Source organism: Metabacillus fastidiosus NBRC 101226, assembly GCF_001591625.1.
Taxonomy (GTDB): Bacteria; Bacillota; Bacilli; order Bacillales; family Bacillaceae; genus Metabacillus; species Metabacillus fastidiosus.
The window spans coordinates 1-16,473 of record NZ_BCVG01000045.1 but is presented as its reverse complement, the minus strand read 5'-3'; the positions used below and the strand labels follow the sequence as shown (position 1 = coordinate 16,473).

At 34.6% G+C, this 16,473-nt stretch carries 10 protein-coding genes; 9 read left to right on the top strand and 1 reads right to left on the bottom strand.

All coding sequences use genetic code 11. The features are described from left to right. Positions 1-75 precede the first annotated feature (75 nt). Genes BFA01S_RS11990 through BFA01S_RS11965 form a run of 6 tightly spaced genes read left to right on the top strand, consistent with a single transcriptional unit; the run spans position 76 to position 10,654 of the window. Positions 76-1,686: a diguanylate cyclase gene (locus BFA01S_RS11990; RefSeq protein ID WP_235843017.1), complete on the top strand. Its 1,611-nt coding sequence runs from the start codon at positions 76-78 to the stop codon at positions 1,684-1,686. A 1-nt stretch (position 1,687) separates the two neighbouring features. Next, positions 1,688-2,725: a HEAT repeat domain-containing protein gene (locus tag BFA01S_RS11985; protein WP_066230458.1), complete on the top strand. Its 1,038-nt coding sequence runs from the start codon at positions 1,688-1,690 to the stop codon at positions 2,723-2,725. Positions 2,726-2,781: 56 nt separating this feature from the next. Beyond that, entirely contained in the window at positions 2,782-4,137 is a 1,356-nt protein-coding gene (locus tag BFA01S_RS11980) for a glycosyltransferase family 2 protein (protein ID WP_066230507.1), read from the top strand. Further along, complete coding sequence (locus BFA01S_RS11975) at positions 4,130-7,387, top strand: hypothetical protein (protein ID WP_066230455.1); 3,258 nt, start codon at positions 4,130-4,132, stop codon at positions 7,385-7,387. Before BFA01S_RS11980 ends, BFA01S_RS11975 begins: the two co-directional genes overlap by 8 nt. Before the next feature lie 14 nt (positions 7,388-7,401). Then, the gene (locus BFA01S_RS11970) at positions 7,402-7,770 is read left to right on the top strand and encodes a response regulator transcription factor (RefSeq protein WP_066230453.1); all 369 of its coding nucleotides are present in this window, start codon (positions 7,402-7,404) and stop codon (positions 7,768-7,770) included. Then, positions 7,760-10,654 carry an ATP-binding protein gene (locus tag BFA01S_RS11965; RefSeq protein ID WP_235843016.1) on the top strand — a complete coding sequence of 965 codons (2,895 nt, stop codon included), beginning with the start codon at positions 7,760-7,762 and terminating at the stop codon, positions 10,652-10,654. Before BFA01S_RS11970 ends, BFA01S_RS11965 begins: the two co-directional genes overlap by 11 nt. A gap of 79 nt (positions 10,655-10,733) precedes the next feature. Here BFA01S_RS11965 and BFA01S_RS11960 read toward each other — a convergent pair whose 3' ends face one another. Next, positions 10,734-11,537, bottom strand: a complete 804-nt coding sequence (locus BFA01S_RS11960; RefSeq protein WP_082799970.1) for an MBL fold metallo-hydrolase — start codon at positions 11,535-11,537, stop codon at positions 10,734-10,736. A gap of 273 nt (positions 11,538-11,810) precedes the next feature. Between BFA01S_RS11960 and BFA01S_RS11955 the strand changes: the two genes are divergently transcribed. The 3 genes from BFA01S_RS11955 (at position 11,811) to BFA01S_RS11945 (ending at position 16,427) form a co-directional block, all read left to right on the top strand. Continuing rightward, positions 11,811-12,263 (top strand): MarR family winged helix-turn-helix transcriptional regulator, encoded by a 453-nt coding sequence (locus tag BFA01S_RS11955; protein ID WP_066230448.1) that lies wholly within the window; start codon positions 11,811-11,813, stop codon positions 12,261-12,263. Between the two features lie 2 nt (positions 12,264-12,265). After that, complete coding sequence (locus tag BFA01S_RS11950) at positions 12,266-15,382, top strand: MMPL family transporter (RefSeq protein ID WP_066230445.1); 3,117 nt, start codon at positions 12,266-12,268, stop codon at positions 15,380-15,382. A 211-nt stretch (positions 15,383-15,593) separates the two neighbouring features. Further along, positions 15,594-16,427 carry an undecaprenyl-diphosphate phosphatase gene (locus BFA01S_RS11945; protein WP_066230442.1) on the top strand — a complete coding sequence of 278 codons (834 nt, stop codon included), beginning with the start codon at positions 15,594-15,596 and terminating at the stop codon, positions 16,425-16,427. The last annotated feature ends 46 nt before the right edge of the window (positions 16,428-16,473 follow it).

The following is a 16,473-nucleotide window of genomic DNA, read 5'->3' as shown; positions in this document are numbered from 1 at the left end:
AAGGTAAAGGATGCAAAACTAATATTTTACATTTAAAATGAGAAGAGATGAAGTTTAATTACAAGGGAGATTATGATGAATAAATATTTACAAAAACTCGTTAAAAATGTTCGTGGTCAGCTTGAGATTTGGCTGAATAAGCAAACAGAAATTAGCCATGGGGATTTATATCGGTTCTTACATTCGATTGCAGGAACTGCTTCAACTATTGGCTTTACAAAAGGCGGAGAAGCAGCTAGAGAATTAATGGATCAATTAGATGAAAAAGATACTAAAGTATGGGGAAATGAAGAATTACAATTATTTTTAATGCCCCTTATTTCGACTTTTTACTATGAGGAATTTCAAACAATTGAAGATGTTGAAAAAGTGGAGACAGGGTATAACGAAAAGAAGCTCATTTTATTAATCGATGATGACACTACCCTTCTTATGTATTTAAAGGATGAGCTTGAGAAAGAAGACTGGGTCGTCATGGCAATAGCTGATTCAGAACGTGCAATAGCTTCCTATTATGATTTAGATCCTGATTGTGTCATTATCGATATTCATATGAAAAAACATAATGGTTTTGATGTACTGCAAATTTTAAAAGAAAAAATGAAACAAAGGTTTATTCCTACAATTATGATTAGCATCGATGATACGAAAAAAACAAGGATGCTTAGCTATCAGCTTGGTGCCGATGATTTTATAAGAAAACCGCTCGAAATGGATGAATTTATTGTTAGAATCCAAAGACAATTAGAAAGGAAGCAATCCATTGATGAATTAATCTTAATTGATGAACTGACGAGAGTATATAATCGCAAATATTTAAAGCAGTCGTATGAACGTCTTTTCAGTAATCTGGAACGGAGAAACGAATGTTTCAGCATGGTTATGATTGATCTTGATAATTTTAAGAAGGTAAATGATACGTATGGACATATTACAGGTGATAAAGTACTGACACAGCTTGCTGACGAATTAAGAAACGGATTGAGAATGAGTGATGTTATTATTCGGTATGGCGGAGAGGAAATACTCATTCTGCTGCCTGAAACGGACCGGGAGAATGCCAAAAATATTATAGAGAGAATTTTGCAAAGTTACTCAGCAGTTGTATTCACATATGAGGATAAACAATTTTCTTGTGCTTTTTCCGCAGGAGTTCATGAAGTTACTATTGGAGAGCCGGATTTACAGGAGAATATTGAAAAAGTTGACGGTGCTTTATATGAGGCTAAAAATAATGGAAAAAATCAGGTTCGCCTCGCTGTCGGAAATCAAGTAGAAGTTTCAAAGAAGAAACTCCATATTGGCATTATTGACGATGATCCGATTATTCGTACGATGCTCGTAGATTTAATAAGTAAAGGCAGCTATAAAGGAAAGTACGAAATTGATATTCAGTCTTTTAAAGATGGAATGGAATTTTTCGATGCGAAATGGCATTTGAATAATGAGCCATATCTTATTATTTTAGATGGTATTATGCCAAGAATGGATGGATTGGAAGTACTGCAAAAGATCCGAAAGCTGCCGAATAAAGAAAGATTTACAATTATGATGCTTACGTCCCGAAACAGTGAACAAGACATATTAAGAGCGCTTCAATACGGTGCCGATGATTATATAACAAAACCATTTAAGCTGCTTGAGCTTGAGTTCCGATTAAATCATTTAATTAAAAGGATGGTCTAAGTTGATTTCATTTAATTTTGTCTTTTTGCTTTTAGTATTTACTTCCTTTCTTTTTTTACTCATAAGTGTATTCCTTTATTTGATTATTCGTAAAGCAATGAATAATCAATTTAAGAGGAAAGTAGAAAATTATAAAAATAATTATCGAATACATGTCTTTCATTATTTGCAAAATGAAGAAAAAGAGCCAATAGCTCATTTAACAAATAAAGAAGAACATATCGCCGTGATCGAGTTATTAAGTGAATATGCAAATGTGCTGGACGGTGAAGTCATAAAGAAGAGATTAAGAGATTATGTAGCAGATCATTTTGAAGAATATATAAAGAAAGATTTGAAAAGTAATAGATGGAGCGTCCGGATGAATGCTCTTTATCAAATAGAAGACTTTAATCTCAATTTCATGATTGAACCGTTAAGAAATTATTACAATGATAGACGTTTAACAGAAGAAGAGGAAAGCCAGCTATTAAAAATGTTTGCGCTCTTTCAGGAAGAAGATCTCGTTCATAAATTATTAAATACTAAAACGAATCTTTCTAATTTTAATATAAGATCTATTTTCAGAAAAATGGACAGAGAAACATTTTCAAAATTCATTGAGAGATTTGATGAACTTCCTAAGCAGTATCAGTTAGCTGTAATTGATACAGTGGCAAGTGAAAGAATGCTCTGGTATCACTTGTTTTTAGAACATATGCTTCAAAGTGATGATAGTGAAATTCAAATTCGGACATTAAAAGCATACGCTGAAACAAGCTTGCCTCTAAAGGAAGAAGAATTAGAGCCATTTATTTTAATGAGAAGATGGCAAGTGAAAATGATGCTTGCAAAAATAATCGGAGCACAAAGAATAGAACAGTATAAAAAGCTTTTAAAGGAATTCCTATGTGATAAAGAATATATTGTTCGTTCAGAGGCAGCAAAAGCAATTATGGAATTTTCAGATGGAATAGACATTTTAACAGAAGTCGTTCAAGTATCTAAAGATCGTTTTGCAAAAGATATGGCAAATGAATGGCTTGAAAAGGAGCGGTGATTCCTATTAATTTTTCAAGTATTTTCACGATTGGAAGTTGGTTTATTTTAATCTACATGATTATCATTATTACTATATATGGGGCAATGCTGATTATTTCTTTTTTTCAAATTAGAAAGATTTATCAATTAGATCAAATAGAGCCTTATGAAGAATTTCTGCAATCAAGTTTTACGAAACCTATCTCGATTTTAGTACCTGCTTATAATGAATCAATTGGAATTTGTGCGAGTGTACGCTCTCTTCTTAGTATCGAATATCCTGAGTTTGAAGTAATTGTTATAAATGATGGTTCTACCGATGATACGTTAGAGAAGCTTGATGAAGTTTTTAAATTAAAGAAAACAAATATGGTCGTTCGCCGCCAGCTAGAGACGAAAGAAATAAAAGCTATGTATACATCAACAATTTATCCGAATCTTATCGTAGCGGATAAAGATAATGGAGGTAAGGCGGATGCTTTAAATGCAGGTATTAATTTATCTAAATATCCATACTTTTGCTCTTTAGATGGTGACTCTATCATTGAGAGAAATGCTTTTCTTAAAGTCTTAAAACCTATTATTGAATCAGATGATGAAGTAATTGCATCAGGAGGAACGGTGCGAATTGCTAACGGCTGTGTTATTCAGAATGGAGATTTAACAGAAATAGGGCTTTCAAAAAATCCGCTCGTTACAATGCAGGTTATTGAATATTTGAGGGCGTTTCTAACTGGCAGGGTTGGTTTAAGTAAAAATAATTTATTGTTAATCGTTTCCGGTGCATTCGGCGTCTTCTCTAAAAAATGGGTTGTTGATGCGGGAGGTTATGCACATACAGTCGGAGAAGATATGGAATTAGTCGTTAGACTTCATAGACTTATCAAAGAAAAGAAAGCAAATAAGAAAATTATTTACGTTCCAGATCCAGTATGCTGGACAGAAGCTCCAGAGTCGATGAAATATTTGAGACGTCAGAGAAAACGATGGCATAAAGGTTTATTTGACAGCTTATGGAGACATAGAAAATTAATGTTTAATCCAAAGTACGGAACAATTGGAATGGTTTCGATGCCATATTTCTTTTTCATTGAATTTTTAGGGCCGGTTATTGAAATGTTCGGTTATCTATTTTTTATCTTTTCTCTATTTACAGGCGGCATTTATTTTGAATATGCCATTTTATTCTTTTTAATATCTATGGTTTACGGATCTTTTTATTCAATGGCAGCTGTCTTATTAGAAGAATGGAGCATGGAAAGGTATACAAAGGTCAGTCACTTTGTAACTCTTTTTCTTGTCTCGTTAACGGAAACATTCTGGTACCGTCCTTTAACTGTTTTTTGGCGTATAGAAGGAATAGTGGAAATGATATTCAGGAAAAAAGGAGGATGGGGAGAAATGGTGAGAAAAGGTGTTTCAAATGAATAAAAAAACTGTATTAATAATTAGCTCTATTTTTTTCGTATTTATTCTTTTTTCATCTCCCTTTTGGTTATGGCAATTAAAATCTTCTAAAGAGATGAATGTTCTTATTGTTGATAAAACAGTTCCGGATGAATCTTACCGCGAACATAAAGGGATTGTATGGTTGTTAAATCATTTAAAATTAGTGAAAGAAAATAAAGAAATATATGACGAGAAAAAAGATTATGCGGGATTTATTCCTAATAAAGATAAAAAGCATTTTGATGTCAGAAGTCTTCCAAAAGATTTATCTCCTTATGACATGATCTTTATCGCAGATAGTTATGGCGTATATAAAGATGAATATAGCGGTACGAATAGTGATGGGAGTAAATCAGAATTATTATATGGCGGAATGACGAGTGAAGAAGTTGATACAATAAAGAGATCTCTATATGAAAATAAGCAGACACTAGTAGCAGAATTCAATACATTTGGTTCCCCTACTGAAGAAGGGGCGAGAGAAAAATTTTATGAATTATTAAATATTGAATGGACGGGATGGATCGGCAGATATTTTCAGGATTTAGCGACCGATGAAGTCCCAGTGTGGTTGAAAGGGAATTATGAAAAACAATATGGAAAGCAGTTTAATTTCAGCGGAACAGGGCTTATTTTCGTTGATGAAAGTGATCAAGTAATTGTATTAACAAAAGAAGATTTAAAAGATGAAAAAGTTGCATTTGAGATGACAGAATCGGGAGAAGATATTTTTGGCCTTGATCAGTCCTATCCATATAATTACTGGTTTGATGTTGTAAAAGCAGTTAATAAAGAAAATGTTCAAGCTGAATTCAGTGTTCAATTATCAAAATCAGGAAAAGAGAAGCTGACAGAGTATAACTTGCCAACTGATTTTCCAGCTGTTATTCATTACGAAAACAGTTCCTATGATAGCTATTATTTTGCTGGGGACTTTGTTGATCAGGAGAATGTACCGACTTTGTATAAAGCAAGCGGGCTTCCATTTGCTCAAAAATATTTATCATTTAATAAAAAAGGAAGAACAGATACATTTTTTTGGCAAGTATATGTTCCAATGATGACGAAAATTTTAGAGAATGACCGCAAGATAGAACAGAAAATTATTCAGGAAACAGCAACAGAAGGAAAAGTAAAGATGACCGGGAAATCAGGCGAGGATTATTTACAAGTGTACCGAAATGGAAAATGGGAGGATATTCTCGTTAAAGGTGTTAATATGGGAATCGCAAAACCAGGATCTTTCCCGGGAGAGACAGCGATTAAAAAAGAGGAATATGCACGCTGGTTTGATCAAATAAGTAAAATGAATGCCAATGCTTTAAGGGTATATACAATCCATCCTCCAGCTTTTTATGAAGCACTTTATGAACATAATTTGAATCGAAAAGACCCATTATATCTTTTCCATGGCGTTTGGGTAAATGAGGAAACTTTCGTTCGGGAGAAAAATGCTTTTTCTGAGCCGGTTACGAAAGATTTTAAAGAAGAAATAAAAAGAATTGTAGATATTATTCACGGTAAAGCGAGTATCCCTGAACGTCCAGGTCATGCCAGCGGTCAATATACACATGATATTTCTCCTTATTTATTAGGCTGGGTAATCGGTGTGGAATGGGATCCGGAAGCAGTTGCTGGTACGAATGAGAAAAATAAAAATAAGACAAGTTATGATGGGAAATTTATTAAAACAGAGAATGCTTCTCCTTTTGAAGCATGGTTAGCTGAAATGATGGATTATACAGCGACATATGAAGATGCGACATATAGCTGGCAGCATCCTTTAAGCTTTACGAACTGGGTAACGACAGATTTATTAGATCATCCTACAGAGCCGCTGCAAAAGGAAGATTTAGTATCTGTTAATCCGAATGTTATAAAAGCAAAAGATGGATTCTATCCAGGTCTTTTCGCCTCTTACCATATATATCCGTACTATCCGGATTTTCTAAATTTAGAGCCCAAATACGTGAATTATATTGATCATCGTGGTGAGAAAAATAACTATGCCGGTTATTTGAATGATATGAAAAAACATCATGAAATGCCTTTGCTGGTAGCTGAGTTTGGTATTCCAGGTTCAAGAGGATTAACACATAAAAATGTATATGGTCGCAATCAAGGTTTTCATTCCGAAACAGAGCAGGGAATATACGTGAAACAGCTGTTTGAAGATATTATTCAAGAGAAAATGGCAGGCGGACTAGTCTTTACATGGCAGGATGAATGGTTTAAGCGGACATGGAATACGATGGATTATGATAATCCTGATAGAAGACCTTTTTGGGATAATATGCAAACGAATGAACAGCATTTTGGGATGTTAAGTTTTGATCCTCAAACAGAAGAAACCCAGATTAAAATTGATGGAGAAACAGATGACTGGGAGAGAAGAAAGGAAAAACCTGCTTTTGAATCTTCGGAAGATATTATTAAAAAAGTGTATTTCTCAAGTGATGAAAGAGCGTTATATGTACGGGTTGATTTTGATCCCAATAAATGGAAGAAACAATCATTTAATACGAAAATTTTATTAGATACAATTTCAAAGCAAGGTCAGTCTACTGTGCCCGGAGTTAATCCGTTTCAAGCGGAAGGAACTGATTTTGTTGTTCAAATAAGTAATAAAGAGGAGGATTCAAGGGTACTTATTGATAGCTATTACGATACATTTGCTTATCATTATGGTGAAATGTTAAAAATGATTCCGGAATCTCCTTATGCGAGTACAAGAAATAATGGAGTATACCATCCTATTCGATTAACTTTGAATAAAGAATTGACGATAAAAAGGGAAGGAAAGGAGATTACAATTCCTTTCGAATCGTATGAAGCTGGGAAACTGAAGCTTGGTAATACTAACCCAAATTCAAAACAATTTGATTCACTCTCAGACTACTATATTAATAAGGAATCAGGTATCCTCGAATTGCGTTTGCCTTGGTTATTAATTAATTTTAAAGATCCTAGTCAAAAAGAGATTATGGGTGATATTCAGTCTGAAAAAGGAATTGCAAGCAGCCAAAAGATAAAAGGTATTTCTGCTGCTGTCATAGTGGCAAATGATAAAAATTCAGTAGAAGATAGTGCTCCAAAAGCACAGGACCAACGAATAAATAATTGGCTTCATTATTCTTGGGATAATTGGGATGAGCCTGAATACCATGAACGATTAAAAAAATCTTATGAAATTATGCAGCAGGCTTTTGCAAAACAATATTTAGAAAAATAATGAGGAGAAGAAAAATGACGAAAATTTTACTTGCCGAAGATGAGGAAGTATTGAGAATGTTAGTCGTTGATACGTTAGAAGATGAAGGTTATACGATTGATGAAGCTTCTGATGGGGAAGAGGCTTATGAGTTAATAAAAGAAAATGAATATGATCTTATTTTGCTGGACTATATGATGCCCGTTTACACGGGCCTTGAATTAATTGAGATGATCAGAAAGCTGCCGGAACATGAGGACACGAAAGTAATGATGCTGAGTGCTAAAAGCCAGGCTTCTGATCAAGAGAGAGTTTTGAGTGCAGGAGCTAATTATTTTATGTCAAAGCCATTCAGCCCCATGCAATTAATTGAAAGAATAGAGACTATCTTAAATGAAAATTAATAAGTATATGAAGGAAAGCTTTGCTAGACAATTTGGAATGATGACTGTTTTTATTATTATCTCTTTTTGTGTTTTAACAATTGGGATGATGATGTATCAAAACAAAGTTATCTCTACATTTGAGAAGCAAGGAAATATTTTGGAAAATAAAGAAAAGATGGCTTCTGATTTATATGATGGATTTAACAATGCATTTTCTGAAGCGAGAGCACATTTTGCATTTGGAAGCAGTAAAGATAAGACACATGTAAGAAATGCATTGAGTGAAAAAGGAGAAATCAAAAGGGGAATAACGAAGCTGAAAAAAGCGGCCGAAACAACGGATGATACTCTTTTTATAAATGAAGCAGAAGTATTTTACAGCTATTATTTTGATGAAAGGCTTCCAAAATCTCTTGAACTTTTCGATAAAGGGAATAAACAGGAAGTTATTAATATTTCTAATAACGGAGGTACAGCAAAAATTAATCAGTTCCAGTCTAGTCTAAAGCAATATAAAGAAGATCTGGAACAGAAGCTGGATGAAAACCATGAGCAATTTTCTAATAGATTATTCATAGGGCAGATTATCTTTCTCGGTATTTTCTTTCTGTTAATTGCTATTGTCTTTCTTTCTGTAAGAATGATGCTTAGAAAAATTGGAGGACCTTTAGCAAAATTAACACAGGCTGCAGGGCAAATTGCTGATGGGGAAAGTATCATTTTCATTGATGAAACAAACCGGGAAGATGAACTTGGGCTATTATCAACAGCTTTTGGAAAAATGAGCAAAAGTATACAAGAGAAAGAGCAGGATCTCAATGCGCAAAACGAGGAGTTAATTGCTCAGCAGGATGAACTGCAGGCACAGCAGATAGAACTGCAGGCGGCACTTAACATGATGAAAAGCCGTGAATTGGAGTTAGAACGCCGTAATGAACTAGTAAATGGAATTTCTAATTCCCTTGTGAAACAGGAAGTTTTATCAAGTATCGTCAAAACGATGTGCCGTTTAATTGAAGCTGATAAAGGATTGATTGTCAGTCTTGACCGTGATAAGGAATATGCGAGCATTGGTATTTCAAGAGCTGGTGTTAAGCAAATTATAGACCATCTGCATGACGGTGCTATTGAAAGGTTAATTGAAACGAAAGAATCGTATATTGTGAGAAGAGAGAGCACAGCTGTAGAAAAAGGCTATCATGATACAGTCTCATATACATTTGATTTATATATTCCAGTCATATCTTCGTCAAATAATGTAGAAGCAGTCATGATATTTACGAGATACGATAAAAACTTTAAAAATGAGGAAATAATGCAATTTGAAACATTGGCAAAGCAAGTTGCTATTTCTTTAGAAAAAATTAAGCTGTATGAATTGTCAGAAGAGGATCGAATTCTTACACAGGATATATTAAACACGATAAATGAAGGAATACAGCTTGTTGATGTAGACGGATCTATTTTACAGGTGAATAAAAAAATGTGTGATTTATTAGATGGGAAACATATGAATCTCACAAGCCAGCCATTTGATAAATGGATTGTTCATTTGGCTGATACTGTTGAAGACAAAAATCAGCTTATCCAATTTTTCAATAATGTTATTTTTGAAGGAAATGAAGAGGATATTGAGTATACGTATCATCAGACAGGAATTAATAAAAGGGTAATTAAAGTATATGTTAAGCCGCTTTACAGAGGTGATATTAAAACAGGAATTGTCATTGTCCATCGTGATATTACATGGGAATATGAAGTGGATAAAATGAAATCAGAGTTTGTGAGCACAGTCAGTCATGAACTTAGAACACCACTGGCAAGCGTGTTAGGGTTTACGGAATTAATGCTTAATAGGGAGCTGAAGCCTGAACGTCAAAAGAAATATTTAACGACAATTTATCAGGAGGCAAAGCGGTTAACTTCTCTTATTAACGACTTCCTTGATGTACAAAGGATGGAAGCGGAAAAACAGGCATACGATAAGAAATACGAAGACATTATCCCATTAATTCGAAATGTTATTGATATTCAGCAAGTTCAAACATCAAAACATCAAATTAATCTTATTTCAAATACAGAAAATACAATGATTCTTGGGGATAAACATAAAATTACTCAAGTTATTAATAATTTACTGAGCAATGCAATGAAATATTCACCAGATGGCGGGGATATTGGCATTACCGTTTATGAAGAAGGCCCTGTCTTAAAAGTGGATATAAGAGATGAAGGATTAGGTATTCCAGCTGATGCGATTGATAAATTATTTACGAAATTTTATCGTGTTGATAATTCTGATCGCAGACAAATTGGAGGTACTGGCCTAGGATTAGTCATTGTAAAAGAGATTATGCAGGCACATGACGGGGAAGTGACTTTAACTTCTGAACTTAAAAAAGGCAGCACGTTTACGATAAGTTTCCCGCTTGTCATCGGTTTAGCAGCAAAACAAAATGAGCGATTAATTAGTGAGAACAATGGCAAAGTGAATGTTATTATCGTTGAAGATGATATTAACTTAGCGAACTTGCTAACTACTGAACTCGAAGAAAGCAATTTTAATGTTCAAGTGTTCAGTAACGGCGAAACAGCACTAAATGCGATTAAAGAAGAGAAGCCGGATGCGATTGTGTTAGACATTATGCTCCAGGAAACAGGAGTTACCGGCTGGGATATTATTAAAGAATTAAAAGAAATAGAAAGTTTAAAATCGATTCCAATCTTTATTTCATCTGCTTTAGACGAGAAAGAAAAGGGACTCGCGCTTGGTGCAAATGATTATCTTGTTAAGCCATATCAGCCGAGTAAACTTTCTAAACTTATTTTACAAACTTTATTAAAAAAGGACTGGAACGGACAAATTATGGTTCCGGCTAAAGATGAGAATGGGGCTGACTAAAATGTCAGCCCTGTTTTATTTTTGTCCTTATTCTTATTTGAAATTGTAAGTATGGCATCATTCAGAAATGTTAATTGTATTAATTGTCAGAAGGGATTTCAGTTTTATCAAAACCTCTTGCTAATAGATGGAGACCAGGTGCTAAATCAGAGTTGGCGATTGGCAAACCGTGTCCACAAATTGCTACATTTGGTTTTAAAATAGCTAAAGTTTTTATCGAATTCCAAGCAGCATCCCAATCTGTTGTGAAATAAGCCGGAGGACCATGTAATTCCTGCTTTTGTGTAAGTACTTCATAAAGGGATTCCTGTTCCACATTTGTAAATGCATCACCTGCTATTAATACACGATCATTTTCCCTGAATAATGAAATATGTCCCGGCGTGTGTCCAGGTGTATGAATGTATTCCCAACCAGGTAATGATGGTAATTTCCCACTTGGAGGGAGAATATGCAAATTGGAACTGACATCAATACTGTGACGTGGGAATAAAGGTGACATTTTAGCAACAAGGCCTGGAATATCTTTATTAGGTGGAGGATAATTCTCTTTTCCAGTTAAATAAGGTTCCTCGAGAGAATGAGCATAAACTGGCACATTCCATTTCTCAAGAAGTTCTTGTAATGCTCCAACATGATCGAAATGTCCATGTGTAAGTATAATACTTATTAATTTGCAATCCTCACCAAAACGATTTTTTGCCTCTTCTATAATTAAGTCCGCTGAGTCTGGCATTCCTGCATCAACCAGTATAAATTCATTTGTTTGTCTTGGATCTCCAATAAAGCAAACATTTGCAATTTGAATAGATAAACAATACAAATCTGGTAATACTTCAATTCCTAACCCGCTTGTTACAGATGTTAATGGTATTTTTTTCACTATCAAGCACTCCTTTTTAAAGCCTATTTCTCACTGTTTACCCATTTAACTGTAAATAAAAATCTTGACTTTATATTTGCTGCTTTATATAGTTAAACATGTGAACAGTTAAAGTGTTTAACTATAAATCAGTTGTTATTGTTACTTGTAATCGAAAATGTAACGAAATTCTTGTGATTTATTAACATCAGCTTCGATTAAGTGACGTGAGCAAATAGGCCAAGAGTAAATGGCTCCCGTCCACTTTATTCTAAAGAAAAAGGATGAAGGAATATGGATGAAAAAAAGGTAAAAAACTTAATTGACCGTTATCTCGATCTCTCGATGTCAGTACAAAGAAGGGGGGAGACCATAATTAAATGCCGGCTTGGTGATGAGTTAACGAATGACCAGCATTTTATTTTACGGCATATTCGCAAGACGAATCTGTGTACATCGACAGAGCTTGCAGAAGTGTTCGAAGTGAATAAAAGTGCGATAACAGCGATTATTAACCGGCTGATGGAAAAAGGACTGATTAACCGTAAAAGGGATGAAAATGACCGGCGTATCGTCTATTTAACTTTATCCGAGCTTGGAAATGAACTGTTTTTAGAGTCGGAAGAGAAAATCGGACGTTTCGTTGCGGAGATTATGGTTCAATTTGAGCATGAAGAGATTGAAGCATTTTTGAATACATATGAGAAATTAAACAATGCTTTATTAAACTATAAAACGGGGGACTAATAGTGTATACAATTGTAAAAGGAAAATGGCTAGTACTTATAGCATGGATTTTAGTCGTTGTCGGACTTATTTTTGCTGCTCCAAATATTGCAGAGCTTGTCCGTGAAAAAGGGCAAAATGAAGTACCGGCAGGCTACTCATCAACAATTGCTGAGAAAATTCTTGATGATGTAAGAAAAGATGAAGGCAAGGGGGAAGATTCACAAGTTGCCCTTGTGTTCCATAATGAGAAAAAACTAACATCAGAGCAGATAAAAGAAGCAGAACAAGCAATAAATGTACTTGAAAAGAAGAAAGATAAGCTTGGTATTACAGATATTTTAACTCATTTTAAGGATAAGGAACTAAAAAATCAGCTCGTTTCAAAAGATGGAAAAACAATACTTACTTCGCTTACTGTGGAATTTAAAGGAAGAGAAGCATCAGAAGTATCAAGCTCTCTTTATGAAGTAATTAAAGATACGAAACTAGATTACTATTATACGAGTGGATGGATGATTGATGAAGATATCACTAAAAATTCAGAAGAAGGGTTAAAGAAAACAGAAGGAATTACACTTGTTTTCATTCTAGCAGTATTATTTTTAGTATTTAGATCAGCAGTTGCACCAGTTATTCCATTAGTCACAGTTGGGATTACATATATCACTTCTCAATCTATCGTGTCTATTTTAGTTGATAAACTGGATTTTCCTTTATCGAATTTCACTCAAATTTTCTTAGTTGCAATATTATTTGGTATTGGAACAGACTATTGTATTTTACTATTAAGCCGTTTTAAAGAGGAAATAGGACAGAAAGAAAGCGTAACAGAGGCAATAGTGGAGACGTATCGAACTGCAGGGAGAACAGTATTTTTCAGCGGACTTGCTGTAATGATCGGTTTTGCTGCAATCGGCTTTTCCACATTTAAACTTTATAAATCGGCTTCTGCTGTTGCAGTCGGTGTTGCAATCTTACTTATTGCTTTATTTACAATTGTTCCATTCTTCATGTCGATACTTGGACCAAAGATCTTTTGGCCGTCAAAAGGAACACTTGAACATAAAGACAGTAAATTCTGGGGAGTTCTCGGTCAATTTTCTTTAAAAAGACCGTTTATTGCAATTTTAGTTGTTGCAGCTGTTTCCATACCATTTCTCATTAATTATGATGGGAAGCTGTCATTTAATGCACTGGAAGAAGTGAGTGGTGATGTTGCTTCGATCAAAGCTTTTAATATTATTTCTGATAGCTTTGGTGCTGGTGATTCAATGCCGACCCAAATCGTTATTAAAAACGATGATGCGATGAATAATGCTGAATATGTTGCATTAGCGGAGAAAATCAGTCAGGAACTAATAGCAATTAATCATGTTGATACAGTTCGTTCTGTCACACGTCCAACCGGAGAAAAAATTGAAGATTTATTCGTTGCAAAGCAAGCTGAAACATTAGGGGAGGGCTTAGGCGAAGGAAAAGATGGAATAAAGCAAATAAGCGAGGGGCTGCAAGAAGCGGGAACAGAGCTTAAAAAGTCTGAGCCCCAGTTAAAAGAGGCAACGAAGGGCATTAATGATTTAATTACGGGAACAAATGAAATTAAATCGGGAATGTCAGCAGTTCAAACAAATCTTAGTAAAATTGAAGACGGAATTCGCCAAGGATCAGCTGGCTCTGCTGAAATCAAAAAGCACTTGGGAGAAGTGGATAAAGGGATAAAAGAGCTTTCTACAGGCAGTAAACAATTATTAGCCGGTTATAAAGATGTAAGTAAAAACCTGTCTGCATTACAAAAGGGTTATAGTGATGTAGGAACTGGCTTAAATAAGTTATCAGAAGCAGCTGCATCTATAACAGAGGAAGATTATACAGCTATTGAAAGCCATGAAGGTGTCAGCCAGGAGCCAAGCTATGTAAAAGTAAAAACAATTGTAGAGCAATTAAAAGCAGGACTTCCTGAAGCGTCGAAGGGTTTAGCACAATTAAACGGCGGAATGACTGCACTTAATGCCGGTATGAATTCAGCTAATCAGGGACTTGAGAAAAGTATTGTAGGACAAGAACAATTAGTAAAAGGTTTACCGGAATTAATAAAAGGCTTAGAAGAGCAGAAAAAAGGATTGGAGCAACTAGCAAACGGTCAAGGACAAATTGTTGATAACTTACCAAAATTAACTGGCGGATTATCAAAACTTGGTAACGGACAAAAACAGCTTCTTGATGGTTTTTCAAATTTAGATGGTCAGATGGGACAATTAACAGATGGATTAACCCAAAGTGCCGACGGTTTAAATGAAGTTTCTGAAGGATTAACTAGTGCACAGGATTACTTATCAGGACTGGCTTCCACATCTGAACTATCTGGTTTTTATATTCCTGATGAAGTGCTTGAAAGTGAAGAATTCGGTGAAGCACTTAATGCTTATATGTCCAAAGATGGAAAAATAATGACGATGGATGTTATTTTTGAACAAAATCCATATTCAAATGAAGCGATGGCTAATATTCCAGAAATTAAAGAAGCAGTTAAAAGGGCAACAAAAGATACGAAATTAGAAAATGCAACAGTTGCTATCGGTGGTGTAACGAGCACATATGCTGATTTAGATTCTATTTCTCAGGCAGATTATACTCGTACTGTCGTATTAATGCTAGTAGGAATCTCTATTATTCTCGTATTCTTATTCCGCTCACTTATTATGCCAATCTATTTAATAGGATCACTTATATTAACGTATTATACAGCGATGGCAATTTCAGAAGTTATTTTTGTTAATATTTTAGGTTATTCTGGTATAAGCTGGGCAGTGCCTTTCTTCTCATTCGTAATTTTAGTCGCTTTAGGAATTGATTACAGCATTTTCTTAATGGATCGTTTCAGTGAATATAAAGATTTATCCGTTAATGAAGCAATGCTCCTATCAATGAAAAAAATGGGAACAGTCATTATTTCAGCAGCAATCATTTTAGGTGGTACATTTGCAGCAATGATGCCATCAGGCGTTTTATCACTTCTGCAAATTGCTACAATTATATTAACAGGCTTATTTCTCTATGCATTAGTCATTCTCCCATTGTTCGTTCCGGTAATGGTAAGAACATTTGGAGAAGCAAATTGGTGGCCTTTTAAAAGATAGATAGATCTTCAGTCTAAGAGATTGGCTTTAGCCAATCTCTTATTTTTATAAGGAAAGAGGGGGGGGAGTTCACCGATATAATGAGGAATTTGCTGATATATGATTTTGAAGCTTAGGATCAGGATTGTTATCTTCATAAAAACTTAATTTTTTAATAGAAATAAACCGAGTATAATAGAGATGGTTTTAATATAGTTAAGAAGGTGAAAAAGTGAATTTATGGGAATTGTTTGTTGCGGTTGTTTTAGGGTTCGTAGAGGGATTAACTGAGTTTGCCCCAGTATCATCGACAGGTCATATGATTATTGTTGATGATTTTATATTTAAATCAAAGGAATTATTTTCTCAAGAAGTGGCGAATACATTTAAAGTCGTCATCCAGCTTGGTTCTGTATTAGCAGCTGTTTTTGTTTTTAAAGACCGTTTTCTGAATTTACTTGGTCTCAAGAAAAATATTGATGGACAAACTGAGGATGGAAGCCGGTTTAAAATTACACAATTAATCGTTGGTTTACTTCCAGCAGCTGTTTTAGGTCTCTTATTTGAAGATTATATCGATGAATATTTATTTTCAACGAAGACTGTTATTATCGGTCTAGTACTTGGTGCGTTTTTAATGATCGCAGCTGATTATTTAGGACCAAGAAAACCAAAAATAGATACTCTTGATAAAATTACGTATAAGCATGCGCTCATTGTCGGACTTATTCAATGTATTTCACTCTGGCCAGGTTTTTCAAGATCGGGTTCCACAATTTCAGGCGGTGTCCTTGTCGGAATGAACCACCGTACGGCATCAGATTTCACATTTATAATGGCTGTTCCAATTATGTTCGGTGCGAGCGGTATATCATTGCTTAAAAATTGGGAGTATATTACGGTTGATACGATTCCATTTTTTATTGTAGGCTTCATTAGCGCATTTATATTTGCTCTAATCGCGATTCGTTTCTTCTTAAAATTAATTGATAAAATCCGTTTAACACCATTTGCGATTTACCGAATTGTTATTGCGGGAATTATTTACTTTGTATTTTTACAATAAAGTGAAACTTCCATCAGTGGGTTTTTTTCTCATCCCCCATTGATGG

Excerpts from the sequence above, each read along its gene's own strand:
- BFA01S_RS11955 (WP_066230448.1), top strand. The coding sequence starts at position 11,811 with ATGGATGAAAAAAAGGTAAAAAACTTAATTGACCGTTATCTCGATCTC.
- BFA01S_RS11970 (WP_066230453.1), top strand. The coding sequence starts at position 7,402 with ATGACGAAAATTTTACTTGCCGAAGATGAGGAAGTATTGAGAATGTTA.
- BFA01S_RS11990 (WP_235843017.1), top strand. The coding sequence starts at position 76 with ATGAATAAATATTTACAAAAACTCGTTAAAAATGTTCGTGGTCAGCTT.
- BFA01S_RS11975 (WP_066230455.1), top strand. The coding sequence starts at position 4,130 with ATGAATAAAAAAACTGTATTAATAATTAGCTCTATTTTTTTCGTATTT.
- BFA01S_RS11965 (WP_235843016.1), top strand. The coding sequence starts at position 7,760 with ATGAAAATTAATAAGTATATGAAGGAAAGCTTTGCTAGACAATTTGGA.
- BFA01S_RS11980 (WP_066230507.1), top strand. The coding sequence starts at position 2,782 with ATGATTATCATTATTACTATATATGGGGCAATGCTGATTATTTCTTTT.